Annotated in this window: 23 protein-coding genes; 15 read left to right on the forward strand and 8 right to left on the reverse strand. The window is 54.0% G+C overall.

From position 1 onward, the window contains the following. Positions 1–108: 108 nt before the first annotated feature. Positions 109–345: a DUF86 domain-containing protein gene (locus tag LHU53_RS09590; RefSeq protein WP_227332427.1), complete on the forward strand. Its 237-nt coding sequence runs from the start codon at positions 109–111 to the stop codon at positions 343–345. Between the two features lie 6 nt (positions 346–351). Here the strand turns inward: LHU53_RS09590 and LHU53_RS09595 are convergent, their stop codons facing one another. After that, positions 352–1503, reverse strand: a complete 1152-nt coding sequence (locus LHU53_RS09595) for a hypothetical protein (protein ID WP_227332428.1) — start codon at positions 1501–1503, stop codon at positions 352–354. Continuing rightward, a complete protein-coding gene (locus LHU53_RS09600) occupies positions 1500–3689 on the reverse strand; it encodes a VanZ family protein (protein ID WP_227332429.1) in 2190 nt (729 codons plus the stop codon). The genes LHU53_RS09595 and LHU53_RS09600 overlap by 4 nt, the downstream gene beginning before the upstream one ends. 188 nt (positions 3690–3877) lie before the next feature. Between LHU53_RS09600 and LHU53_RS09605 the strand changes: the two genes are divergently transcribed. From LHU53_RS09605 to LHU53_RS09645, 9 genes are all read left to right on the forward strand, one after another. After that, positions 3878–5359 carry a UbiA family prenyltransferase gene (locus LHU53_RS09605; RefSeq protein ID WP_227332430.1) on the forward strand — a complete coding sequence of 494 codons (1482 nt, stop codon included), beginning with the start codon at positions 3878–3880 and terminating at the stop codon, positions 5357–5359. Continuing rightward, positions 5359–5724, forward strand: a complete 366-nt coding sequence (locus LHU53_RS09610; protein WP_227332431.1) for an EamA family transporter — start codon at positions 5359–5361, stop codon at positions 5722–5724. Before LHU53_RS09605 ends, LHU53_RS09610 begins: the two co-directional genes overlap by 1 nt. Before the next feature lies 1 nt (position 5725). After that, complete coding sequence (locus LHU53_RS09615; protein ID WP_227332432.1) at positions 5726–6997, forward strand: hypothetical protein; 1272 nt, start codon at positions 5726–5728, stop codon at positions 6995–6997. Positions 6998–7130: 133 nt separating this feature from the next. Next, positions 7131–8216: a glycosyltransferase gene (locus LHU53_RS09620; protein ID WP_227332433.1), complete on the forward strand. Its 1086-nt coding sequence runs from the start codon at positions 7131–7133 to the stop codon at positions 8214–8216. A gap of 54 nt (positions 8217–8270) precedes the next feature. Then, entirely contained in the window at positions 8271–9758 is a 1488-nt protein-coding gene (locus tag LHU53_RS09625) for an oligosaccharide flippase family protein (protein WP_227332434.1), read from the forward strand. Positions 9759–9783: 25 nt separating this feature from the next. Next, on the forward strand, positions 9784–10767 hold the full coding sequence (locus tag LHU53_RS09630; protein ID WP_227332435.1) for a glycosyltransferase: 984 nt from the start codon (positions 9784–9786) through the stop codon (positions 10765–10767). A gap of 5 nt (positions 10768–10772) precedes the next feature. Beyond that, positions 10773–11738, forward strand: coding sequence for a glycosyltransferase family A protein (locus LHU53_RS09635; RefSeq protein ID WP_227332436.1), 966 nt, complete (start codon positions 10773–10775; stop codon positions 11736–11738). Between the two features lie 47 nt (positions 11739–11785). Beyond that, positions 11786–13465, forward strand: a complete 1680-nt coding sequence (locus tag LHU53_RS09640) for an ATP-grasp domain-containing protein (RefSeq protein ID WP_227332437.1) — start codon at positions 11786–11788, stop codon at positions 13463–13465. Further along, on the forward strand, positions 13459–14472 hold the full coding sequence (locus LHU53_RS09645) for a polysaccharide deacetylase family protein (protein ID WP_227332438.1): 1014 nt from the start codon (positions 13459–13461) through the stop codon (positions 14470–14472). The genes LHU53_RS09640 and LHU53_RS09645 overlap by 7 nt, the downstream gene beginning before the upstream one ends. On the opposite strand, the gene LHU53_RS09650 is transcribed toward LHU53_RS09645, so the two are convergent. Genes LHU53_RS09650 through LHU53_RS09660 form a run of 4 tightly spaced genes read right to left on the reverse strand, consistent with a single transcriptional unit; the run spans position 14455 to position 18246 of the window. Then, positions 14455–15756, reverse strand: a complete 1302-nt coding sequence (locus LHU53_RS09650) for a putative O-glycosylation ligase, exosortase A system-associated (RefSeq protein ID WP_255631983.1) — start codon at positions 15754–15756, stop codon at positions 14455–14457. The two genes, LHU53_RS09645 and LHU53_RS09650, sit on opposite strands and share 18 nt — an antisense overlap. A gap of 5 nt (positions 15757–15761) precedes the next feature. After that, positions 15762–15896, reverse strand: coding sequence for a hypothetical protein (locus LHU53_RS19700; protein WP_255631984.1), 135 nt, complete (start codon positions 15894–15896; stop codon positions 15762–15764). Beyond that, complete coding sequence (locus LHU53_RS09655; RefSeq protein WP_227332440.1) at positions 15889–17094, reverse strand: glycosyltransferase; 1206 nt, start codon at positions 17092–17094, stop codon at positions 15889–15891. The genes LHU53_RS19700 and LHU53_RS09655 overlap by 8 nt, the downstream gene beginning before the upstream one ends. Before the next feature lie 12 nt (positions 17095–17106). After that, on the reverse strand, positions 17107–18246 hold the full coding sequence (locus tag LHU53_RS09660; RefSeq protein ID WP_227332441.1) for a TIGR03088 family PEP-CTERM/XrtA system glycosyltransferase: 1140 nt from the start codon (positions 18244–18246) through the stop codon (positions 17107–17109). Between the two features lie 155 nt (positions 18247–18401). Between LHU53_RS09660 and LHU53_RS09665 the strand changes: the two genes are divergently transcribed. Both LHU53_RS09665 and LHU53_RS09670 read left to right on the forward strand, forming a co-directional pair. Continuing rightward, positions 18402–19328, forward strand: a complete 927-nt coding sequence (locus tag LHU53_RS09665; RefSeq protein WP_227332442.1) for a hypothetical protein — start codon at positions 18402–18404, stop codon at positions 19326–19328. A 3-nt stretch (positions 19329–19331) separates the two neighbouring features. Further along, positions 19332–20681 carry a phenylacetate--CoA ligase family protein gene (locus LHU53_RS09670; RefSeq protein WP_227332443.1) on the forward strand — a complete coding sequence of 450 codons (1350 nt, stop codon included), beginning with the start codon at positions 19332–19334 and terminating at the stop codon, positions 20679–20681. Positions 20682–20737: 56 nt separating this feature from the next. Here the strand turns inward: LHU53_RS09670 and LHU53_RS09675 are convergent, their stop codons facing one another. Continuing rightward, positions 20738–21649 (reverse strand): polysaccharide pyruvyl transferase family protein, encoded by a 912-nt coding sequence (locus LHU53_RS09675; protein ID WP_227332444.1) that lies wholly within the window; start codon positions 21647–21649, stop codon positions 20738–20740. A 220-nt stretch (positions 21650–21869) separates the two neighbouring features. Then, positions 21870–22904: an acyltransferase gene (locus LHU53_RS09680; protein WP_227332445.1), complete on the reverse strand. Its 1035-nt coding sequence runs from the start codon at positions 22902–22904 to the stop codon at positions 21870–21872. Positions 22905–23278: 374 nt separating this feature from the next. On the opposite strand from LHU53_RS09680, the gene LHU53_RS09685 reads away from it, so the two are divergent. From LHU53_RS09685 to LHU53_RS09695, 3 genes are read left to right on the forward strand one after another with little or no spacing between them, the layout of a single operon-like run. Next, positions 23279–23866, forward strand: coding sequence for a hypothetical protein (locus LHU53_RS09685; protein ID WP_227332446.1), 588 nt, complete (start codon positions 23279–23281; stop codon positions 23864–23866). Positions 23867–23879: 13 nt separating this feature from the next. Beyond that, positions 23880–24983, forward strand: a complete 1104-nt coding sequence (locus LHU53_RS09690; protein ID WP_227332447.1) for an acyltransferase — start codon at positions 23880–23882, stop codon at positions 24981–24983. Beyond that, positions 24967–26193, forward strand: a complete 1227-nt coding sequence (locus tag LHU53_RS09695; protein WP_227332448.1) for a hypothetical protein — start codon at positions 24967–24969, stop codon at positions 26191–26193. Before LHU53_RS09690 ends, LHU53_RS09695 begins: the two co-directional genes overlap by 17 nt. Positions 26194–26203: the final 10 nt, after the last annotated feature.

The following is a 26203-nucleotide window of genomic DNA, read 5'->3' on the forward strand; positions in this document are numbered from 1 at the left end:
TACCGCCAGCGGGTCTTGCACAACCTCGCCCAGCGTGCCAAGACCATGGGGATGCAACTCGTGGCTACTGAAAATCCCGTTTGAAAACACCATGCAAATCAATCAGTTGTGTGGTGTTTCTTGAGAGGCATCCCTCAGAGCGCCCGCGACGTTTTTGAACTCTTGGCGCAAGGTCAATGGATTGATGCCGAATTGGCCGCAGCGCTCAAACGTATGGTGGCTTTCAGGAATATTGCGGTGCACGACTACCAAAGCTTGCTGGTACCCATACTGGAGAACGTCATTACCCAGCACCTTGACGAGTTTTTGGCATTCACAAAAATCATTCTCAAGCGGACTGGCTGAGCAGTGTCATAACCCCCGCGTTTGCCGTGGGTGCACATAGATCCGGGTGGGCCGCAGGTCCACGCCGTTGACCGTGCCGGGGTCCACGGGTTGCAGGGGAGGGTGGGCCGGGTCACGCAGGCGGTAGTCGTGGCGCGAGGGCTGCACAAACACATCCTGCGCCACCGTCACGTTGTTGCGGATGTCCGCCGGCACATCCACCTGCAGGCGGCCCCCTCCGGCCAGCAGATTGTTCACCGCCATCACCGACACGGCGGCTGGCACCGTATCCTTGGCGCCCTGGCCTGCAGGCTTCACGGCCAGCCATTGGCCCCAGCCCACCCAGTCATCCACCAGCGTGTTGCCCACCAGATACAGCGCGTTGTCGGGCAGGGTGTAACCCTCGGCGCCAAACGAGACCAGCGCCCGGTTTTCGGTTTGCGGGCCCTGTTGAATCTGGTTGCCCACCACATACGCCAGCCCGCCGTTGGGGAACTCGAGCTCGTAACTGGCGCGCCCGCCCGCCTCATCCGTCAGGCGGTTATAAAAAATGTGGTTCACTGCCGCCCGGCTTTTCAGCAAATGGCCGATGTGCGCATGGTGAAAATAGCTGCCGGTGACCGTCAGCCGTGCGATGCGCCCCGCATACAGGTTGTGGTTGTGACCGTCCGGGCGCATGTTGTGGGCAAACTCGCTGCCTTCCACCTCCAGCACCGTGTCGGGCTCGTTGTTGGTCAGCAGGCCCATTTCGTTTCGGAAAAAGCCGCAGTTTTTTACATGCAGCGTGCCGGTATCGAGCCGGATGCCTGCGCCATTGCGGCTGGGCACGGCCGCGCCTTCAAAGTCAAAGCCCTCCACCCGCATGCCTTTGGCGCGCACCACCCAGATGCCCTTGCCTTCCATCGCGGCGCCATGGGCCAGCAAGCGCACCCGGCCACCCACGGCGCGCACGGTCACGTTGTCATGCTGCCACAGCGCCACGTCGGCGGTGTAGGTGCCAGCGTCCACCTCAATCAACGCGCCAGCTGTGGCCAGTTTTGAGGCTTCGGCGATGGTTTTGATGTTGTGACTCGGGCCTACCTGAATGCGTTGTGGGATACCCGTGAGTTCTTGCGCCAGCGACACCGTCGCGCCCATGGACAAGAACACAGCACAACCAAGGATTGACACCAGCTTCATGGGGTGTGCCCGGATGATTTTTTGGCGATATTGAAAAATTGAGAGGCATCTGTTCCAAATTTGACGCCAAGGGCCAGCACCAAGGTGATGCCCAATTGAACCGCGCACCATCTCAGGAAAAGAATCTCCGTGCTCATTAAATGGGATCTGTCAGGCCCCAACAAAAACTGCACACCCGAAAAAGATACCCCGTATTTTTGAACCTCTGGGTCAAGGCCTAGGTTCAAAAGCCACCAACCCAGCGGCAGGCTGAGCAAGCTGACCAAGATGCCTGTTCCCAAAGAAATCTGTCCTCGGTTGCCGGGTTGGATGAAAGACAGGCTGCATACACAGACCAACAGCAAGAGGAGGTACAAAAACCCACCACCTCCCCAACCCCAGTCGCCGTCCTTGGCAATCAACTCGTTCAGGTTGTCTGTGCTGCTCCAGTCAAAAGCGATCGCTTTGAAAAACCATAACAGCATGCAGGCGGTGATGAATATTCTGATGAGTTTGAAGATATGGATATTGGTTCCGCTCATGGAAATTCTATTCCGGACCAACATCAGCAGGCTTAAAAAAATCGGCACAGGTCCATACAGGGCGCTATAACGAACGCCATGTTCCACAAAACCAATCAATTCAGGTGTATTTAAAAATAGGAATACTTTTCGCCAAAAGATACCCCAGTTGTCTCTTTGAGTTACCCACCAATAAACATTTGCGGATCCTGAAATATCCTCAATACTCTCGGTGGTTACGCCCAACCAAAGAAAAGTCAAGCTGATTAAGCTCACCAGCAATGTCAGCAGGGGCAATTGAAGTTCAGGCCAACGTGATGTGTTAATTTGTCTGCTCAGCCAAACGGAACCGACGCCAATCCATAGTAAGGCAAGAGAAAAAAAGAAGATGGAGAAAATGCCAGTTTCTGCCCTGAATAGTTCCTTGATGTTATAGGGAATATTTGGCAAATTCAGGATGATCATCAACACGGATGTCAATCCAAACAACGCTACGGCAACCTTCAAGCCAATAGTTCTTATCACTGGTGACGGTTGGGCTTGAGCCGTATTTTGTGTTGCGTTGACAGGCTTGGCATATAAATACTTCAATATTTGACCGGCAATGACAACGAGCAAGGGTTGTGTGATGTCAGGCGTTCTGCCGTCAATAAATATTTGAGCTAATTCCAATAACATGACCCAGATGGCCAATCCCAGGCTGGCAACGAGATAGTACCGGGGTCTGCTGACTGCTGTGAAAAGTATTCCGGCATAAATCAGTAGTTCAAGACTGGCAGCGCGGGCATTGCTCAGCATATTGCCATCCAATAAGGCCGCAAAAGGCACCCATGACATGGCCAACGGTTCATTGCGAAATATAAAAGGTGACAAAGAGCTGATGGTATAGGCGATGAAAAGTGTGACCCAGACAGCAGTGCGTTTGACTGGGTTGTCTTTGTTGGCTAAAAACCACCACAGTGGCATCGCGAAAATGAAACCAATGACCTGCGAAAAATCCAGGGCCCCGTTAACTACAAACAGGTTGGCGACAACAATAATTGACAATAACAGTGGGTGGGTGAATTTTGATAGGGTGCGACCATAAATATCCTCTAATAAATACCCGCATAACAGACCCAGTGCAAGATTTGTGGAAAAAACGCCCATCAAAAATTGGCGATTTTCAAATATCAGCTTCAGATGGTTTTTAACCAGTTGCAAATCAAAGCTAGGGACGAGCGGCAGGCAAGTTGCCAGAACGAACACAGCCAACATCATGGCTGGCGCAATACGTTGTTGAAGCCGGGGCGTTCTGGCGCTGAGGCGTGGCGCGATGACATACCCAACCGCTGCACCGCCAAAAATGCCGACGGTGTTCCAAATCACGTCGGCCATCGACGGGTCGCGCGTCGGCTCCCAAATTTGCAGCACCTGCGCGCCAAGTGCCAGACAAACGCCTGACACGACAACGACCGCGACGCTCCGCCAAAGACCTAATGTCGGTTTGAGGGTAAACAGCCCAACCAGACCCCAGGGGATAAAGAGCGCCACATTGCCGAGAACATCGCCGACCGATGTCAAGAGCTTGGTGTCTGAAAACAAGCGAACAAAGGCATCGGGTTGGGCTGGTGAAAATGCAAAAGGGTAGAGCGAGCCGTATAAAACAAGAAAACCGATCATCATCAGTGGCAGCAAGCGACTCATGGTGTGTCCTATTTGAAGGGTTTGTGCGCAATACGCAGCGCAGTGCCCTGATATGGCTACTCGATAAAGGCGGCTAACGTAAACTAGTCTTCACCAGTTTGGCATTCGCAAGCTGTCCTTGTTGACCGATCTTTGCTGTACGAGACCGTCCTGAGGGCGGGTCGGAATGCTAAACATAAAGTCATCTTATGGTATGCCCTAACACGCCGTCCTCTGACATCGCATCTGAGCCAACAGCGCTGCCGCCGCTCGTGGTTGACTTGGACGGCACCCTGACACCCACCGACACGCTGGTGGAGTCGGTCATCCAGTTCATCAAGCAATCCCCCTTCAACATTTTCAGGGTCTTTTTCTGGCTGGTGCTGGGGCGCGCGGGGTTCAAGGGGCAAATTGCGTCGCGCGTCAGCATCGCGGCGGATGTGTTGCCGTACCGCCAGCCCCTGCTTGACTACCTGCACAGCGAAAAGCGCAGAGGCCGCACCATCGTCCTGGCCACGGCGGCCCACCGCACCATTGCCGACAAGGTGGCCGCCCATCTGGGCATTTTCGACAGCGTGCTGGCCACGGATGCCAACCACAACCTCAAAGGCCGCCACAAGTTGGCCGCTATCCAGGCCAGGTTCGGTGACCATTTTGTTTATGCGGGCGACTGCCAGGCCGATGTGCCCATCTGGCAGGCGGCGCGGGCAGCGGTGCTGGTTGGCGTGTCGCCCGGTCTGGACCAATGGGTCAGAGAGTCGGTCCCCGTCGAACAAGTGTTTGCGGCGCCGCGGGTCAGCCTGGCCATCTGGCTCAAAGCGCTGCGGGTGCATCAGTGGCTCAAAAACCTGTTGCTGTTTGTGCCGCTTCTCACCGCGTTTTCGTTTGCCGACATCGGGCGCCTGGCCACCATGACGGTGGCTTTTCTGGCCTTTTCGCTGGCAGCTTCCGCCACCTACATCGTCAACGATCTGTGGGATCTGGACAACGACCGGGCCCACCCGCGCAAGCGCCAGCGTCCGTTTGCCAGCTGCCAGATTGCCATTGGTCACGGTTTGTTGGTTGCTGGCGTGGCCATGGCGCTGGCATTTGCGCTGGCCTGGGCGGTGAATCCGGGGTTTGTCCTGATGCTGGCGGCGTATGTGGTGCTGACCAGCGCTTACAGCTGGGTGCTCAAAACCTATGTGTTGATGGATGTGCTCATGCTCGCCTTGCTGTACACCTTGCGCATTCTGGCCGGGTCGGTGGCGGTGGGCATTGCCGCCAGTTCCTGGCTATTGGCTTTCTCGGTGTTCGTGTTCTTCAGCCTGGCGCTGGTCAAACGCTGCTCTGAACTCGTCTCCCTGCAGCAAACCGGTGCCACGGCCACCCGGGGGCGGGACTACCGTGTGAGTGACCTGGTGGTGCTCTGGCCGCTGGGCGTGGGGGCCGCGTTATCGGCCGTGGTGGTGTTTGGCCTGTTCATCAGTGCCCCCGAAACCCAGTTGCGCTACGCCACACCCCAGCTGCTGTGGCTGGTGGCCGTGGGCCTGATCTATTGGTTGGCGCGGCTGTGGGTGAAAACTTCCCGTGGTGAAATGCATGACGACCCCGTCATCTACGCCATCAAAGACCGTGGCAGCCGCCTCACGGTCCTGGCCATGGTTGGCATCATGCTTGCGGCGCACTTTTTCAAACTAAGCACCACCTGATGAACACCCTTTTGATCGCCATCCTCAGTATCGCCATTTCAGTGGCAGCGCAGTTCTCGCTCAAGGCGGGCATGTCGGGGGCGGGCGTCAAGGCCGTGCTGGCGCAGCCCTTTGGCCTTCAAACGGTGCTGACGGTTTTCTTTGACAAATTTGTTTTGGGCGGCTTTGTGCTCTATGGCGTGGGTGCCGTGGTCTGGCTGGCCGTGCTGTCCAAGTGGGACGTCAGCAAAGCCTACCCCCTGGTCGGCCTGGGCTTTGCGCTCACGGTGGTGGTGGGCTACCTGCTGGGCGAGCAGGTCACCCCCGCCCGTGTTGTGGGTGTGGCGCTGATCTGCACCGGCGTTTTTGTCATGGGCCGCACCTAGCATGCTGCAACGCAAACACCTGCCAGACCTGGCCGTGGCCCTGGTGCTGGCCAGCGGGTTCTTTTTGTTGTACGCCCATTTCGGCCTCAGGCTGGCGCAAGGCATTTACTTTGACTACCTGAACCTGGCGTTTGACTTTGACCCACCGTATTTCATCGACTTTCTGGTGGGCACCTTGCCGTCCGGTGTCAATTACAAGCACCCCTTGTCCATGCTCTTTCGGCCATTTGCCAGCCTGTTTTTGCTGCTCGGGTTTGAGCCCAAAGCCGCTGCCGCGCTGGTGATGGCGCTGTTTGGTGGCCTGACCGTTGCGCTGGTCTACGCCTTTGCCTGCCTGGCCCAATTTGGTCGGCTGCTGGCGGTGGCCGCCACCCTGTTTTTTGGCGCCAGCTCCACACCACTGTTCACCGCCATCGTTGTGGAGTCTTATGGCTGGGCCAGCTTCTCGATTGTGCTGGTCTGGTGTGTGTACCTGGTGGGTGAGCGCGCCAAAGTGGTGCCAACCCAAGCCGCGCTGTTCGCCGCGGTGCTGGCGGCTGGCGTCACCATCACCAACGTCATGCAAGCTGTGGTGGCCTATTTCTTTGCCAAGCTCAAAGAGCAGGGGCTTCAAAAAGCTGTTTTGCAGACCATCAAGTTTGGTCTTTATGCCGGGCTGGCTTTGGTGCTGGTGCTGGCCATTTTGCAGCCGCAAGAGCTGTGGAGCGTGTTCAGCCGCCCCGTGCAAACCGCCAAAGAAGTCTATTGGCTCCGGACCAAAGGCACGGCCACCGGCGTCATCGAACTCTTGCTCACCTACTTTGGCTATTCATTTGTTTCGCCAGCGTTTGCCCAGGTGGCCTTGTCGCCAGACGTCACCATGCTCGACTTCAGAACCTTTGCCTACACCCGGGCCGAGCAAGCTGTGGTGTTTGGCTGGTGGGTCTTTGCCGTATTTGGCTGCGTGATGGGGTTCAAACACCGCCAGTTTCGCTACGTGGCTGCACCGCTGCTGCTGGTGGTGGTGTTGAACCTGCTGTTTCACCTGGACTACCAGTTCCGGGGCAGCTTGTATTTGTACGCCGCGCACCTTCACTTTCCCATCTTTGCCCTGGCCATGGGTGCCGCCCCTTGGGTGGCGGGCCAACGGCGCTCAGTCGGTGGGGTCTATGCGGTTATGCTGCTGGCCTTGGCAGCGTCTGTCCTGGTGATCAACATGCAGCGCGCAACATCGTTTGTGACCCTGTTTGACACCTTGGCTTTTCCGCCAGACGCCCCGGCCATCAAACGCTAAATCAGCCAACCGGCCTACCTTTTCGACGCTAACGGCGCTTTGCACACATGTTCAGTCTGATCATTCCAAGCTCCATTTCGGTTTATGGCTGCTGAGTTTTGAATATTTTCTTTTCATTCCTGCTGAATTGTGTATGAACGTTTTAATCGTAACTAACAATCCTCATTTACCTCAGCAATATGGTGGTTCAGAAGTTTCCATTAATGATCTTGCGCTTGAATTCAAGGATTTTGGGGTTGATGTTCGGGTTTTATGTGGCCTAAATAATAAGGGATTGGTTTACTATCGAAACAGATTTCTAGCGCGAATTACGGGCAACGCATTCCCTGCTGATTCAAGACTAGGTTATATTTCTTATCGCGGCTGGAGTGCTGCTGGTGCTATTTCGAAGGGTGTTGCTAACTTGATCAAAAAATACAAAGCTGATTTAATCATTGTTCAAGGGGCTGGAGTGATCAAGTTAGCTAGGGAGTTGGTTGTTTTTAATGTGCCAATCATTGTTAGTATTGTTGATGTTGAAGATCCAAATATAAATGGTGATGCGCCGGTAGCGGACAATATAGTTTACCGAGCCAATTCCAGTTTTACAGCAGGCAGAGTCTTTAAAAAATATGGAATAACTTGTAAGGTTATTCCGCCATTAATAAGATTAAACAAATATTTAACCAAAACAGTCGAGAAATACGTCACCTTCGTCAATCCTCATCCATACAAAGGCTGTGATTTGGTGTTGGATTTGGCAAGGCGAAATGCTCATATTCCATTCATTATTCAGGAAGCTTGGCCATTAACTGCTGATTATAAAAATCGCTTGATGAGTGTAATTTCTGGTATTCCGAATATTCAGTATCGTGAGCCAGTTGTTGATATGAAATCTCTGTACGCAGTCACCAAAATATTATTGGTTCCCAGTCAATACGAAGAGGCCTGGGGGCGTGTTGTGAATGAGGCTCAGATAAGTGGAATTCCGGTTATTGCCAGCAATAGAGGCGGCTTGCCTGAGGCTGTGGGTGATGGTGGATTGGTTATTGAATATGATGCACCAGTCGAAATTTGGAGTGAAGCTCTTAATTCATTTTGGAGTGATCAAGAGCTTTATAGGGATTACTCAACTAAGGCGTCAAATAGATTGAAATCCGGCGAGCTTTCTGGCGAGTTCTTGGTTAAATCTTATTTGTCAGCGTATGAATCCATTAGATCCTGTTGCTCCGGAAAATGAAATCATCAATTATTCTCAGGAATATTATTTTTATTGTCCTTTGATTGTATTGAGATGACTTCAAGTAAAGGTGGTGACCGAAGCAAAAAGGCTGATTTGATCATTGGCGCGATTTGGGCAGTTGCCAGCCGCTGGGCTGTCAAGTCCATCGGGTTGATCAGCACGGTGATCCTTGCGCGGTTCTTGACACCGCAAGACTATGGCGTGGTATCCATGGCCTTTCTGGTGGTGGCACTGGTTGAAGCGTTTTTGAATACCGGGGCGGCGCATGCCCTGGTCAGGCTGGGTCCCAACCCCACGGTAAATCAAATCAACTCCGCCTGGACCTTGCGCGGCCTGCAAGGTTGCGTGTTGGCCCTGGTTTTGGCCGCAGTGGCGCCCTTGGCCGCCATTTACTTCAAAGAGCCGCGTGTGGCACCCATCATTTGGGTGGTGAGTGTTGGCCTGGCTTTCATGGGGTTTTCCAATATTGGCATGACGCTGGCCTACCGTGACCTGAAATTTGCAGTGGAATTCAAACTGGCGCTCTACACCAAGCTTGTCGCTGTCACCGTCACCCTGCTGGCTGCTTTGTATTTTGCAGATTACCGGGCGCTGGTCAGTGGTATCTTGGCCGGTTTTGTGACTGAGTGGCTGCTGTCCTACCGTCTGCATTCTTACCGCCCCCATTGGTGCACCAAAAATATCAAAGAAATTTGGGCCATTTCAAAATGGCTGCTGGTGGCAGGTATTGGCAGATTTTTTCTGTATAAAACGGATCAGCTCGTAGCCGGTCGTGTGGGTACTACACAAGAATATGGTCTGTACACTGTTGGTGCAGATATTGGGCAATTGCCGACGGGTGAACTTGGCCCCACACTTACCCGCCCACTGTTTCCCATCCTGTCTGCTATGAAGCATGACTGGGAACGCGCCAAGGCAGCCGCGCTCAAAACATTGGCCAGCGCCAATACCATCACCATCCCGATGGGTTTTGGTTTGGCTGCTGTCAGTGAGCAGGCCACGTTGCTGCTGTTGGGTAGCCAATGGACTGATGCGACACCTTTTGTCGCCGGTTTTGCCATCATTGGCACGGTGAAGTATCTGACGAGTCCGATCAGTACTCTCCTTAATGTCGCTGGCCATGTGCGTGTCCAAAGCCGTATCGTCTGGATGGAATTTGCGGCCTTTGTGGCCTTGGCGTTTCTCTTAACGCCCCTCTACCATCTAAATGGGCTGATGTTGGCGCGCATAGGCAGCGGCCTTTTCCATGCGGCGTTGATGCTGTTTGCCGCACGCCAGCATATGCAACTCTCGCTGCGCAAAAGCTTGAGCGCCTTTGTGCGGCCACTTGGTGGCTCACTGCTGATGTATGGACTGCTGGTGACCTTGGGCGACTGGTTTGCACACCCCATGGTCAATCTGATGTTCAACGTGTTGATGGGCGCAATTTTTTACACGACCTGGCTGTTGTTGACGTGGCGCCTTGCAAAATGCCCGGACGGGCTGGAGTCAACGCTCATCGAATTCGTTCAAGCCAAACTCAAGCGTGGTCAAGCCTGACACCCGGGCGTTTTCAAAGAGTCCCATGAGCCACAAAATCCTCGTCAGCATTCTCAATTGGAACTCAGCCGCAGATACCGTTCGTTGCGTTGAATCTGTCTTGCAGTTGGCACCGGTCGATAACTATCAGGTTGAAATTTCGGTGATTGACAATGCGTCGGCACCGGATGACTATCAGTATCTGAAAAATGGTCTAGACAAACTCGGCCTTCAGATTGACAGAAACAGTCAAAACCTGGGGTTTGCTGGCGGGCACAATGTGTCTCTGCGGCGTTGCCTGGATGAAAATTTCGATTACGTCTGGCTGCTCAACAACGACGCCATCACTGAATCCAACACCCTGGCTGAACTCATTGGCCTGATGGCGCAAGAGCCCCGTTGTGGCGCCTGCTCCCCGGTCATCAAGCGGCTGGGCCACCCTGAGGTTGTCGACTTTTGCGGCGCCATCCACAACTGGCAAAGCCTGGGCATGCGCAACCCAACCAACATCGCCGCCGCGCCGTCTTTTTGTGACAAACATGCCGACAGTGTGTGGCTGGTCGGCACGGCGCTGATGCTTCGGGTGGAGGCGCTGCGCCAGGTGGGGCTGTTAAACGAAAAGCTCTTTGCCTATTACGAAGACGACGATATCGGCGCCCGCCTGAACCAGGGCGGTTGGGTCAGCAAGATGTGTTTCAGCAGTGGTGTCGAGCACGCCTGTTTTGATGGCGTCATCACTGACCGCAAGCCCTATTACTTCTACCTGATGGCGCGCAATTCATTTTTGTTTTTTCAGGCCCACACCCCCCAACCCTATCGAAAGTTGTTGCGCGCGCGCCTCACCGACCATTCGTTGGTGATGGCTGAAAAACTCTACCGCCTTGGGTATGCAGACAAAGCCAACGCCTGTTTGCTGGGCATTGCCGATGGCTGGGCTGGCAAAGGTGGCCCGCCGGTCCTCAACCGGCGCGCACCGCTTTGGCTGCAACTGCTGCGCCCGCTGGACCGTTGGTGGAATCGCGGGCGCTAATCACCATGCTGATCTCCATCATTGTCCCAACGCGCAACCGTGTGGCGCTGTTGACGCAGGCGCTGCAGGCTATCCAGGCGCAAACCCATCAACAGTTTGAGGTGTTGATCGTGGACGATGGTTCTGAGGCACCCACCCGCGCCTTGTACCCCGCGCTGCTTGCCCAGTTGGGCAGTCGCTTCAGGTTGGTCACGGTGGGCACAGACGGCCAGCGCGGGCAGGGGCCGTCGGCCAGCCGCAACCTGGGCATCCGCCTGGCCCGGGGCGACATCGTGGCCTTTTGTGATGACGATGACCTGTGGGTGGATGCCTCGAACCTGGCCGCCGTGGCGCAGTTGTTTGCGCAGCATCACGGGGTTGACGTGTGCATCAGCAACCAGCGCGCCGTGTTTGTGGACGGCAGCGTTAAGGAGAATTGGTTGCCCGGCCTGAATCACCGCATTAATACCTTGCCGTTGCTGGAAGACCGGTTTAGCGCCGTCACGGTGGCTGACTTGTGCCGCAGCGGCGGCTTTGCTCACCTCAACATGCTGTGTGTGCGCCGCCCCGTGGTTGAGGCTGTGGGCGGTTTTTGGGAGGCGGTCAACTACGAAGAAGACCGCGATTTTTTCTGGCGCTGTGTCGACGCCAGCCGTGGCCTGGCCTTCACCTCCACCACAGTGGCGCAGCACCACGTGCCCGACCCTGCCCGGCGCGTCAACGTGTCCTCGGCCATCCAGCAACAAGAGCGTTGGTTGGTGGCGGCCATGGTCAGTCGGCACATTGCCATCACCGTGAAGTCGCAGGCCATTGCGGGCCTGTTTTTGCAGCATGAGGGCGACCTGTTGCGGCGGCTGGCGCTGCATTGTGCTGAACACCACCAGCCCCGTGCCAGCTTGGCCTTGGCGCGTCAGGCGCTGGGCGCCCGGTTCTCCCTGAAGTGGGCGGCCTATTGCGCCTGGGCCTGGGTCAAATCGCTTAACCCGTTTTAGTTGTCCGGTAGACTCAGACAATGGCTCCCCCCCCCAAAGTCCTTGTCATGGGTGACGACACACGCAGTTTTTTGGCGTGTGTGCGCTCACTGGGCCGCCGTGGGGTACAGGTGCACGCAGCACCTTATTCGCTGGACGCGCCGGCCTTGCAGTCGCGCTACATCCACCAGGTGCATCTGCTGCCGTATTACCTGGACGGCGGTGCCAAGTGGCTGGAGGCCATGCAAACCCTGCTGGCAACCGAGCGCTTTGACATGGTGCTGCCTTGCGAAGAGCGCAGCCTGTTGCCCCTGTTTGCCCACCAGGCCGACCTGCCGGCGGGCACAGTTTTGGCCATACCCGACGCCCAGGCGCTGGACGTTTTTTTTGACAAGGTCAACACCCGGCAGCTGGCGCAACGCTGCCAGGTGGCCATTCCTGATGGCATGCTCTGGCAAGCGGGCAGCAGCGTGGCGCAGTTGCAGGCTGCCATCGGGTTTCCCATGGTGGCCAAACATCGCCAGTCTTACAACTTGTCGCAGCTGTATGTGCGCACCCAGGTGCGCATCCTCGACACCCCTGAGGCGCTGGCCCAGTGGCTGCGCCAGCAACAGCCCGAGCCCGACACGGTTTATTTTGAAAAAGTGGTGGAGGGCATTGGCATCGGCGTGTCTGTGTTGTGCCACCAGGGGCAGGTGTTGCAGGCGTTTGAGCACCACCGCGCCAACGAGCTGGCAGGCAGCAGCTACTACCGCAAAAGCATGCCGCTGGACGCCGCGCGGGTTGACGCTGTCACCCGCATGGTGGCTGCCATCGGCTACACCGGCTTGGCCATGTTCGAGTTCAAGCTCAACACCCACACAGGCCAGTGGGTGCTGCTGGAGGTCAATGCCCGCCCCTGGGGCTCGTTGCCGCTGCCCATGGCCTGGGGCGTTGATTTTCCGTATCGCCTGTACCAGTTGTTGTGCCAGCAACAGGCGACCCCGCCCGTGCCGTATCCGCCGGGCCGGTTCAACCGCAACCTGATTGGCGACATCTGGCAGATGCGGGTGCAGGTGGCGCAGCTCAAAAAGCAGCCCGCCACCCTGGCCAAAGTCACCCTGCGCTGGCTGGCAGGCTTTGTACGCCTGCTCACGTTGCGTGAAAAGCACGACATGCTGGTGGCCGACGACCCGCGCCCGGCTTGGGCCGAAGCCAAGCAGTTTGTCAGCCAACGGTTTTCAGCCGGTGCCGAGGCCATGGCGCTCCTGCGCAACAGGGCCACACCCACAAGCCTGTGCGCCCGGCGGCCCCAAACCATCCTGTTTGTGTGCCAAGGCAACATCTGCCGCAGCCCCTACGCCGAGAACAAAGCGCGCCAAATCTTTGACAAGGCTGGTTTGAACATTCAGGTGGACTCCGCGGGCATGCTCCCCAGAAACCACCGCCCCTCGCCAGCACTTGCGCTGGACGCCGCCCGCCTGGCAGGCGTTGACCTGCGCCCGCACCTGTCCAAGTGTGTTGATGCCGAGCTGGTGGCCAACGCTGACCTGGTCGTCATCTTTGACGACATCAACTACGCCCACTTCAAGCAGCGCCACCCAGACCAGCTGGGCAAACTTGTTTTTCTGTCGTCTTTTACCGGCCAAGCGGCAGGGCTTGCCTACCTGGAAGACCCTGACGGCCACAACCTCGGTGTTTTTCAGAAGGTGTATGCCAGCGTGGATGACTGCCTTGTCCATCTGGCCAAACAGCTTGCACCATGCTGAACCTGCCGAGCCACACGCCGGTGGCCACGCCAGTTGCTGCACCGCCGGTTCTGACGGTGGTGGTGGACACTGAAGAAGAATTCGACTGGAGCCAGCCGTTTTCCAGAGGCAACACCCGCACCCAGTCCATTGCCGCCCAGCCGCTGGCGCACCAGCGGGTGTTTGACAAGCATGGCGTGGTGCCCACCTATGTCATCGATTGGCCGGTAGCCACCCACCCGCAAGCCGTCCAGGTGCTCAAAGCGCTAATGGAAGCCGGGCAGTGTGACATTGGCACCCACCTGCACCCCTGGGTATCGCCCCCGCATGACGAAGAGGTCAACACCTTCAACTCGTATGCAGGTAACCTGCCGCCAGAGCTGGAGTATCAAAAGCTGGACCAACTCACCACCGCCATTGCAACCAGCTTCGGCAAGCGGCCCATCGTTTTCAAAGCGGGACGTTATGGCGTTGGCCCCCACACGGCGGACACCATCGCCCGCTTGGGCTATCTGATCGATGCCAGCGTGGTGCCCTACACCGACATGCGGGGTGACGGCGGCCCCGATTTTTCTGGGCATGGTGTTCAGCCCTATTGGTTCACGGCCCATGGCCAAACCCTGCTGGAGCTACCCGCTACGGCGGGTTACGCGGGCCGCCTGCACCAGCAAGGGCGCTGGCTGTACCCGGCCTTGCAAACCCCTTGGGCGAAACGCCTGCGCTTGCCGGGCATGGCCTCCAGAGCGGGCCTGCTGGAGCGGGTCAAACTCACCCCGGAAGGTTACAGCGCCCAAGAACTCATTCACCTCACCCGGTGCCTGTATGACCAGGGCTGCCGGTTCTTTGGCCTCACGTACCACAGCCCATCGCTGGTGCCGGGCAACACGCCTTACGTGCGGTCGCAAGAGGATCTGACCAAGTTTTTGTCAGTGCTTGACGACTACATCACCTTCTTTTTGAACGAATTTGGCGGGCAAACCCTGTCTGCCGCAAGCTACCGCCAGCACGCGCTAAGCCAGTTTGTCTGACTGGGGCTTGGCAATCTGGGCATCCACCACGGTGTTTAACACGCCCATCAGGCAAATCAAAATGTAGACCACTTCATAGTAGGCGAGGCTAACGCCGGCACCGCCCACCATGTAGCCGAGCAGGGCCAAAAACATGGCATCTGCCATATCCCGGGCCCAAACCAGGTCTGACCGTTTGTTTTTCTTTATTTTGTAAATAATGGCTTTTCTGTTGAAGTAGGCCGATGACAGCAAGGCCAGAAACAAGAATAAACCCACAAAACCCAGGTCGCCCAAAACCTGAAAATAAATGCTGTGTGCTACCAATCGACTGTATGGGGTCATGTCCAGTGAGATAAAACTGGGCATGTTTTTATAAGTTTCCCATATCCATCCTATCTGGGCTCCTGAGAATCCACCACCAAATACAGGATTTGCCCACCCCAAGGCGGCATTCACCTTCCAGGCAGCCACGCGGTTCATAAAAGACATATCTTCAGTAGCTGTTTCTATCGAAGATATACGGGTAAACCAGCTGTCTGGAGCCAGCATAAATACCATGGTCACAGCCGCCAGTAGCGCTACCAAAGCAACACCTTTCCTGCGGCTACCAATAAAGTACCACCCCCCCAATACCGCCAACGCCAAAAAACCACCCCGTGAGTTGGTGGCTATGATGGTTAATATGGTCAAAAACGCCCCCATCAGTGCCGCTAATTTGGCTTTTTGGTTGCTTAATGTATTGAAGAAATAAAGCATGATGGGTAGGACTAAGATCATGCCAACCGCAAATAAATTGTTATCTGTCAGAGATGAGCGGCCGATGCCATTAACCCTGTGCGCACCACCTGAGACAATAAATTTCAGTCCTTCCACCACACCATGTAACCCCAAACCAAGCGCCAGCATGGCAAGAAGTGCATGGATCCCAACACGGTCTTTCACAAAAAACGGGATGGCCAGAATAAAAGCGAACCCCTTTACCAAATCTTCATATCGGATGGCCAACATCGGGTTGGGTCGCAACGCAAAAGCGGTACTTAAACTGGCATGCAAGAAAAAGGCGACGATTAACCAGTAGGTGAATGTTAATTTTGGTTTTTCTTCTTTTTGGCCTGTTTTTCCCAAAAAAAGCAAACCAAGCCCGATGGCGGCAAATATAAAGTTAAATCTGACACCCACCATAAAGCCATATAAATAATGAACGGGTGTCAATACCGTGGTGTAGCCCCAAAACAAAAAAGCGACAAAGCCATTCATAAATGCCATTGGCACCATGCCCAGCATGGCCACAAGCATGACCATATCTCTCATTGTGGTTTGTCCGTTTCCTTGAATGAAAACAAACCCAGGTCAGGCGATTCGCCTTTTCTATATTTGATGAGCCGCCAGCACAGGTAAATCATCAAGGACAGATCCAACCAAAACAACAGGCCTTCAATCATGTGTTAACTCCTTGAATTGATGTACCAAGGTGTTGACCCGTTGGTCCCAAGAATTATTTTTGGCATAGGCCATGATCTGGGGTCTGTCCCATGGTTTTTGGATGGCGGTCAACAAGGCTGTGTGTAATGCCTCCCTGTTGCCAAAGGGCACCAGCAGGCCATGGTCTTCGCTGGTCACCACCTCTTTGTTGCCACCCACCTCGGTGGTCACCACCGGCAGCCCGCAGGCCATGGCTTCCAGAAACACATTGGCCCAGCCCTCGTTGGCGGTGGCCAAGACAAACACATCGCCCGCGCTCAAAATGGCTGCCAGCTCGGTGTGCGGCTTGGGGCCCAAAAACTGCACATGGGCTTGCAGGCCCAGGTTGTTAACCTGTTGCTCCAGCTGCGCGCGGTTGTTGCCCTCGGCCGTGGCGCCGCCCACAATCAAAAGTTTCAGGCTGGCAAACCGTGCCACCAGGTCGGGCAGCACCTCAATCACCCGGTGAAACCCTTTGCGCTCTACCAGCCCGCCTACCGACACCAGCACCACATCGGTGGGGGCCAGCCCCAGCGCCACCCTAGCCTGCGTGCGGTCTAGGGCGCTGAACTTGCTCAAATCCACCCCGTTGCCCACCACCTGCAATTTGGCGCTGGGCAGGCCCAGTTGGCGGGCCACGCCGCACAAGTCGTCAGACACGCCAAACACATGCACCGCGCGCTGCAGCGCCAGCTGCAGCCGCTGGCGCAAGGCATCGTCTTTGGCGTGGCGGTGCTCGGTGCCCCGCAGCGTGATGGTGACTGGCAAATCAAGCCACTTGCCCAGCAGCGTGGCCGCGTAGCCGTCCGGGTAGGCAAAGTGCGCGTCGATCAGGTCAACCCGCTGCTGTTTTTTTAGCTTGCGCACGGTGCGCCAGGCGCCCACCGCCATCAAAAAGCCGTCAAAGCGCTTCAACACGCCGGGGAAAGACAAGTAAAGGGGCTGAAAAACGTCGATGCCAGCCTGCACCTCTTGCCTGGCGGTGGCTGGCCTGAAATGGGGCTTGATCAGCCGCAGCAGCCCCTGCAGCGGAAACCATGCCTTGGGCGACACCACACACAGGTCCAGGTGTTTGGCCACGTTGAACATGCGCTCGCGCACAAAAACGCCCGCTGTGGGCTGCGCCGCATTGGGGAACAAACTCGAAAAAACCAGGATCCTGGGGCGCTTGTTTGTCACGTTAAAAGAGGGTCATGAAGACTTGGCGGCAAAGAGTGCATCGTAACGGCTGATCATGTCTTTCAAGGCAAAGTGCGCCAGTGCTTTTTGGCGCGCCTGGTGGCCGTGCCGTGCCGCCAGCGCCGGGTCTGCCTGGTAGGCCCACAGTGCCTGTGCCATGCCATCCACATCGCCCGGCTTGACCAACTGGCCGGTGCTGCCCGCATCCACCAGGTCTGGCGTGCCGCCCACCGCGGTGGCCACCGTTGGCAAGCCGGTGGCCATGGCTTCTTGCAGCGTGCATGAGGTGCCCTCGGTGAGGGACGGCAGCACAAAACAGCGCAGGCTTTGCAAAATGGCGGCTACATCGTGGCGCGCGCCCGGCAACCACGCCAGGTGTTGTACGCCTGCATCCGTCAAGATGCGCTCAACCTCTTGGCGCAGGGGGCCTTCACCCACCATCACCAGGCGGGCGCGGGCGGCGGCCTGCGGATGCAGCGCCAGCAAGCGCACAAACGCCTGCGCCAGAAAGGGCTGATTTTTGACGGTTTGCAGCCGCCCCACCGTGCCCAGCAGCCAGTGCTGCGCGGGGTCAAACGGGCAGCCGGGTGGCGCGCTGGCAGCTACCGCCGGGCTGAACACATCGGTATCCACCCCGTTGGCAACCAGGCTGCGCCGCTGCGCTGGCACCCCCACGGCACCTGCCAGATAGTCGTCAAGATCTTGAGAGACCGTCACATAGTGGCTCACAAAAGGCCGGTACAGCCGCCGCAGGCGCTGGTATTTGTGGTTTTTGCCCTGGGGGTCGTGGGCGTCCCAGCCGTGTTCGGCGTGCACGCGCCGGGGCACACCGGCCGCCCAGGCCACCGGCAGCACTTCCAGCGCAGCCAGGTTGCAGGTGTGCACCACGTGGGGTTTGAGCTGGCGAAACAGCCGCCACAGTTTGGGGTACAGGGGCACCGCATGGCCCGGGCCTTTGTGCAAGGCCACCAGCTGCACGCCAGGCTGGGTGATGCGTTGGGCAAAGTCACCCATGTTGGTGAGCGACAACAGCACGTGTTCATACTTATCGGCAGGCAGCTGGTTAATCAGCTGTACTATGATGTTTTCAAGGCCACCCACGCCAAAGCTGTAAACCACATGAATCACACGAATGCGCTGATTTGTTTGCATGAGTTTGAGGGGGGTGGCCACAATAAGTGTGAATTTGGGATGAAGCGCCCTCTAGTCTAAGCTGTCTGCCGCTGACAAAAAGGCTCTTGAGCGCACACATTTCCGGCATCGAACAGTCTCCATAATGAGGCTTTGGTAACTATAAATTGCTCACCATGATTAAATATTACGTCTCTGAACTGGTCAGAAGATACCGAATCAAGCTCTTTAACCAAGAAGTTATTAAAGTTCTCCAAACAGCCCCGGTAGTTTTCAAACCCAATGCACCATTGATTGTTTCGATGGTACACCACAGGGATGTTTTGCCTTATTTGGCAGCAGTCAAGTCATTTATCAGGTATGTACCTGTTTCAGGTATTGTTGTGGTTGCAGATAAGTCCATTGATAACCAAGACCGTGAAACTTTTCGGACCCAAATGCCTGGCGTCATCATACGGGACGCATCTGAATTTGTCAGGGACGGTATTCCCAGTGGTGGCTGTTGGGAAAGGTTGGTTGCTATCTCCAACTATGCGGTAACCCATTACGTTATTCAGTTGGATGCCGACACGCTCACTGTTTCTGAGCCATCGAGTGTGATCCAGGCCATCAAGAATAATATTTCTTTCACCTTGGGAACCTATGATTTGCAAGCCAAGGTCAACGTGCTTGAGGTTGCCCGGTGGGCGCAATCACATTGCACCAACAATGCCAACCCTCACATTCAATTGATTTGTGAATCCAAAATAATGACAGCAAGCAATGGTGATGAATCCAAGGTATATATCCGGGGTTGTGCAGGATTTACCGGGTTTGGCGTTGGTTCTTTTTCAGAAGATGATGTTAGAACCCTGTCGGCGCGGATGAATTCTGCTTTAAAAGAAACCTGGAGTAGATGGGGTACTGAGCAATTTGCGTCCAATTACATTGTGTCTAATGTCGATAAATCTGTTGTCTTGCCACACCCGGTGTACACCACACCAGACCGCATCAACCACACCACCGTCTTTGTTCATTTTATTGGCCCCCTGAGATACAGCGGCGGAAAATACTTGCGAATGCTTCAAAAGTTTTTACAGTCTGAAAATAAATTGACGGCCTGATATATGAGTTTATACACTTCATTGGTTTCAACGGTCTTATTCCCCCTGCATGAACGCCTCAAACACCATGACTCGGTAGCGTTACGCCAGCAGATGGAAGACGTGCAATGGTGGCCTGCCGAGCGTATTGCAGCGTTCCAGCTGCAGCGCCTGCGGGAGTTGCTGCAAGATGTGGGCACCCATGTGCCTTACTACACCGCGCTCTTTGCACAACACGGGTTTGACCCAGCCAGTGTGCAAAGCACGGCCGATTTGCAGCGCTTGCCGTTTTTAACCAAACCCATCATCCGCGCCAACACCGAGGCGCTGAAACACGCCAAGGCACAAGGGTTGGCCCGCTTCAATACCGGTGGTTCATCGGGCGAGCCGCTCATTTTTTACATTGGCAAAAAGCGCATCAGCCATGATGTGGCGGCCAAATGGCGCGCCACCCGCTGGTGGGATGTGGACATTGGTGACCCCGAAATTGTGGTGTGGGGCTCGCCCATCGAGCTGGGCAAACAAGACCACGTCAAGGCCTGGCGCGACAAACTGCTGCGCACCCAGCTGTTGCCCGCGTTTGAAATGTCTGAGGCCAAGCTGGACCAGTTTGTTGCCAGCATCCGCTCGGTCAGGCCCCGCATGTTATTTGGCTACCCCTCCGCCTTGACGCACATTGCCAAACATGCGCAAAAGCGCGGCATCACCATGACAGAACTGGGCATCAAGGTGGCGTTTGTCACGTCTGAGCGCCTTTACGACGACCAGCGCAGCACCATCAGCGAGGTGTTTGGCTGCAAGGTGGCCAATGGCTATGGCGGGCGTGATGCGGGTTTTATCGCCCACGAATGCCCGGCGGGCAGCATGCACCTGACGGCGGATGACATCGTGGTGGAGATCATCAACGACGCGGGTCAGGTGCAGCCTGCGGGTGTGGCGGGTGAGATTGTGGTGACGCACTTGTCTACCAATGACTTTCCGTTCATTCGTTACCGCACGGGCGACATTGGCGTGCTGGGCACTAGCCCGTGCAGTTGCGGGCGCGGTCTGCCCGTGCTGCAAGATATTCAGGGGCGCAGCACCGACTTTGTGGTGGCCATGGATGGCACCGTGCTGCATGGCTTGTCGCTGGTTTACATCTTGCGTGACCTGCCGGGCGTGCAGTCGTTCAAGGTGATCCAGGAAACCCGCACACTCACGCGGGTGTTACTGGTGACGGATGAGCACTTTACGAAAGAATCTTTGCCGTTGATTGAATCCGGCTTTAAACGGCGGTTGGGCAATGAGGTTGCGGTGGTAGTTGACAAGGTTGATTGCATACCACCGGAGAAATCGGGTAAATACAGATACATCGTCAGTCATGTCGCCGCATAGAATCGGCCACTTTGGCTTTGGTTGATCTCTGCAGACTGAACCTCAAGTTAATCTAGTCATTGGCGAAGCGTTACCAATGGATTATTTGCCAATGAATAATTGTAGACCGCCCTACATTTAAAATAGTTGTTGGGGTAAAAATTGATTTTTTTGCCAAGCAATGCGCCTCCGATACAAACATGCAGACGGTTTGTATTGATGACAGAATAATCATTTAAAAACGTTAAAAAATAATAAGCTGCCAAGTATGCGAGTTTGCGTGTTTCAACGCCAAGCGTTAATACCTCTGACACATCTATATTATCTTCTGGCAGCAGAACCCCCGTCTTTTCGGAGTCTGTTCGAAACGCGTTGAGTGTGTTGCCGGAGGCTGTTTTTCGCATATTCTCAAGCAGTTTCTCTGCCATGAATAGATGACGAGCTGCTGAGAGAGACGGAGCCTGCCCCTTCATTAAACCCACTTTGTTGAAAAAATACTCAACACCTACGGTTGTTTTATCCAGAAAATTATGACTGGTGCCGAGCAATTGCTTGACATTCAAACTCAGTGCCACGTCATTGGCCAAATAAACGTTGGCAGAAACGGTTGAATTTTTGACATATTCGTATGAGATTTTCTCTCTACAGATAATGTCAACATTCGATCCAAAATCAGCTAGAAGTGGCGTCACTTCTTTAATGGTGTGCGGAAGGATGACAAGACGTTTAACGCCTCGGTGCACACGCGTGAGCAACCGTGCCGAGAAGTTTTTCATCAAACCCAAGTTGCCGCCGCCGCCGTAGACCAAGGTCTGACCATCGTAAGAACTCAAGTTACGGTTGACACAGTTGTACTGAAGGCCAAGATCATCAAACAACTGAAAAGTGGCTGCGGCAATGAGTGCATCACCACCGTTGCCAGGGTTGGGGACATAACTTATGTTCACACCTTTGAATTGTTCTAAAAATTCTTTTAAATTAATTTCCATGTAATTATCTATAAATTAAACCCCGAGGGCTTTATTGGAAAAAATATGTTCTGTATCAAATACTTGTTGAAATATAGGCGATTATTATTTCTGTTTGTCTGGCGTCAAATAATATTAATGTACTGAACAATTTGATTGGTAATTGATAGTTTTTCCATGCCATCTTATGCAAATAAGTTTGCATCTCCGATATTCGGTGCAGCCCATCAACCAGACTAATTCAAGCACCAACAAGCATCCTACTATTTTTGCCAGTCAACTTTTGAGCAGCCCAAATTGTCAGCAAAGAAAGCGCAAGGACTGCTGCGGCGTAGGCGATAAAAAATAGTAAGTTGCCAGGAAGCACATCGCCATCCCTGCCGGCATAAACATGCCCAGTGATGAGATAAACGGTGAACACCTTGATTGCCGAGATGAAATAAGCATGGATAAAAAAGATACCAAAACTCACATGGGCGATGTAATCAAGCCGATGGCGAAAAACGCCGTGCCAGCGCAACAAGGCAACAGTCAAAAGCAAGGCCATCGGCGCCTTCATGATCATCAGGTAAGACGGCGGCATTGGCCACTCCAGCGCGTGCCCCACCATGCCCATCAACGTCACTATCAGCAGAGGCAGCCAAAACTTGGCGACCCACATCTCTGCTTGCTGCCTGTAGTGCGAAAACGCCATGCCCAGCAAATACACCGGAAACAGGTAAATCGCTTTTTCGATCGGTCCATAGGGGCCACCGCGCCCAAGGTACATCGACAGAAACCAACAGGGAATGATCAGCCAATACAACTGCGGTCTTTTCCTGTCAATAGCCAAAAGCAAGGGGGCTATCAGGTAAAACAGCGTGATGGTTGGCACAAACCAAAGAGGGGCCAAGTGCTTGCCTGTCAACAAGAAAAGCACCACCTGCTTCCAAAGCGGTTGGTCGTAAAACCAAGGCCACATACCCACACGGTCAACGAACTGTGTGAAGATGATCAGCGCCGGTATGGACAGCAGCAAATAGGGCGTAATGACTGTCTTGAGCTTCTGTTCCAGGTAAGTCTTGTAGCGGAAACGTCCGCTGAGGTGCTGAAACAGGTAACCCGCGATAAAAAAGAAAAATATCGATGACTCATTGCAAAGCGCATCGATGATGCGCATGGTTAATTGGTTGTCAGACCAATTCAAGGCAGAGATAGTGTGAGCCCCCACAATCAGCATGATGGCAACGCCACGAAACACGTGAATGTGTTGTTGAAATTTGTCTTCTTTAAGCATGACACCCACTTCTTTCACGATCTTGTGTTTTAACTCCGCGCATTCTCCCTTGAAACGGTGCCTCTCAGTGTGACAGCCTTTGGTTGCGCGGGGCACGGACCCGGCAAACACACCATTTGGCAGGTTGGTGTCAGCGTTTTGACACTCAACATGCTAGAAAATGTCCGAGCTATCTTGGCAATCCCGCACGTCAAAGTGCGACGCCGAAAGCCGTGGTAACTGTCGTTTATTTGCGACTCTGGTTTGCATGATGTTGCTGCCGACATTGCGAAAGCATAAGGGCGATGTCCAATCAAGCAGCAAGTCGCCATCGACGAACGTTGGCTAGCCAGTAAACGCTGACACTTTTAACAGGATGTTTTGGATTAAATTCAATGTACCAAAATATTACTCGTCTCATCAGTACCAATTACGGTACCCATCGCGGGTTCATTCGGAATCTATTGGCGCAAATTGAATTTTTATTAGGTAGGTTAGACAACTATATCCAACCGGATGCCACGCGGGTTAATCGGCTTGTGTTCGTGTGTCTTGGCAATATCAACCGAAGCGCCTTCGCAGAAAACGTTGCCAAATCTCTGGGCGCTAACACGTGCTCTATTGGTTTGTCAACACAAACTGGCCTGCCAGCGTTTCACATGGCTGTAGCAACAGCAACTTACTATGGCTTTGATTTAAGTCATCATCAGGCCACCGACATCACAGATTACCAATTCCAGGAGGGTGATTTGTTACTTGCCATGGAAATCCGACATGTCAACAAATTAATAGCACTGGGTATACCTAAGGAATCCATTTCATTGTTGGGCTACTGGGCAACACCCATCCGCATCCATCTGCATGACCCACATACTCTTTCAGAGGCTTATTTTAAAACCTGCTTTTCATTAATCAATTCAGCAGTTTTGGGGCTTGTAACTGAGATGCGGACTGCTAACAGCAGCTGTGTAAATCGTGACTAAAAGCAAATAGCGCATGAATAAATCATTTTCTATATATTTGGATTTGGTCCGTTTCGTGGCGGCTTGTCTTGTTTATATGTACCATTCGAATCAGAGGTGGTTGGTCACTGATATCCTTCCGGTAAGTAATTATGGGCACAGTTCGGTGATAGTTTTCTTTGTGCTATCCGGTTTTGTTATTGCTTATGTTGCCGATACAAAAGAAAACAAATTTTCAGTTTACGCTGCAAGTCGGCTATCGCGAATTTATTCGGTGGCCCTGCCAGCTGTATTTCTGACTATTGTTTTGGATGCTGTCGGCAGACAATTAAACCCAGGGCCATACTTTTATCCGTTTGACAATTTTTTTCTTAGGGCCGCTGGTAGCTTGCTTTTGTTAAATGAAATCTGGTTTGTATCTATCACCAGCTTTTCAAATGTGCCATATTGGTCCATCTGCTACGAAACCTGGTACTACATTGGCTTTGCGGTTGTCATGTTTTTACCAAAGCGTATAAGCACTGTTGCGTTGGTTGCTTTGATTTTAATTCTTGGCCCAAAAATCGTGTTGTTGGCACCTTTATGGATTCTTGGTGTGGTTCTATACCGCTGGAAGCGTCTTCAACACTTGCCTGAAAAATGGGCCTGGGTGCTGGTTGTATTTTCAATTGCGGGTTTGTGGGTGTTTGGTCAAACAGGAGTCACATCGTTGGGCACAGCTTACTTCAAGCAGCTCATTGGTGAGGAATGGCACGCACAGTTCACTTTTTCCAAATTTTTTCCAACTGACTATATTCTCGGGGCCTTGGTATTTATCAACTTTGCTGGCATGCGTGGCATCAGTGGGAGAATAGCGCCCATATTGTTAACGATAGAGCGGCCTATTCGATTTTTGGCCGGATTCACCTTGACGCTGTATTTGCTGCACCAGCCTCTGTTCTTGTTCTGGGGTTCTGTCATTCGGGGCGACCCTGCGGGCTATTTGTTTTGGGCCTCAACCACGGCGATGGTAGCGGTGTCAGTATTGGCGGTGGGCTACATGACTGAAAGCAGGCGCCACCTACTCAAGAGGTCACTGGAGGCGCCCTTGCAACGTTTTGAAACCTGGGTTCGCAAACAATATGCAAACCACCATTAAAACCATGCCACCCTGCATTGTGTTGGGGCTTGAAACACAGATTGGTTTAGGCATTGTGCGTGAGTTAGGTCGCGCAGGTGTGCCAGTTATTGGCGTTACGCACGACCCACACGCCATCGGGTTGTCATCCCGTTATATCGCTCGCAAAGTAGTTGTTGACAAGCCGCGCAGTGCAGAACTTGTCAAGGTTATCAAGGCGCTGGGTGATGAATTAGGCCCCTGCTGTCTTATCACCATTTCTGAGGCGAACCTGCTTTGGTTGACCTCGCAAAACCATGATTTTGGTCTGGTGCGCCCGGTGGTGCCTAGCGCTGAAAAATTGGCGCTGGTACTGGACAAACACAGCACGCTGCAAGCTGCGCAGGTCGTTGGGATGGATGTGCCGGTAACGCATGAAATCACGTCTCTGGAACAGGCCCAAGATCTGGTCAAGAGAATTGAATTTCCCGTGGTATTTAAGTGGAAAGACCCCAACGCGGCTGAAAAGAAACTGGCTGCCAAATCACTGCCGCTGTTGAAAGCAGAGTACGCCTATACCAGAGAACAGTTTTTGAGCATTGCGATGCGTTACGCGTCCGTGGGTGAGTGGCCCATTGTGCAGACGTACTGTCTCGGTCAGGGTGTGGGCCAATTTTTTTACATGCACCAAGGGCAAGCTATACGGCGGTTTCAGCATCTGCGCGTGGCTGAATGGCCCCCAGAAGGCGGGTTTTCAAGCGTTTGTGATTCAGTGCCGCTTGACCAACATCAGGCCTTGCAGGAAAAGTCGATCGCGCTACTGCAGCATATTGGCTGGGAAGGCGTGGCCATGGTTGAATACCGGTGGGACCCGGCCACAGGTAAAGCCGTTTTGATGGAAATCAATGGCCGCTACTGGGGAAGTTACCCACTTGCAGTACATAGTCTGGCGAACTTTGCGGTTATTTCGTACTATATTGAAAACGGAATTGATTTACCAAGCTTGCCAGATATAAAACCTGGTATACGCTGCCGAATGATGAGTACCGAAATAAAGCGACTGGTACGCATTGTTTTGAAGCCGTATCTTATTGTTGACCGGTCCTTCAAAATCAATAAATGGTTTGAAGTCAAACGATTTATAGCTGACTTTTTCAGGCCAAACGTCAGATACTATGTGTGGGACAGCCAAGACCCACGGCCTTACTTTGCAGATATCTTCAATTTAATTCGAACCGTATTGGCCAAGTAGATAGTCAGTA

This window comes from Rhodoferax sp. U2-2l (assembly GCF_020594515.1).
Lineage (GTDB): Bacteria > Pseudomonadota > Gammaproteobacteria > Burkholderiales > Burkholderiaceae_C > Rhodoferax.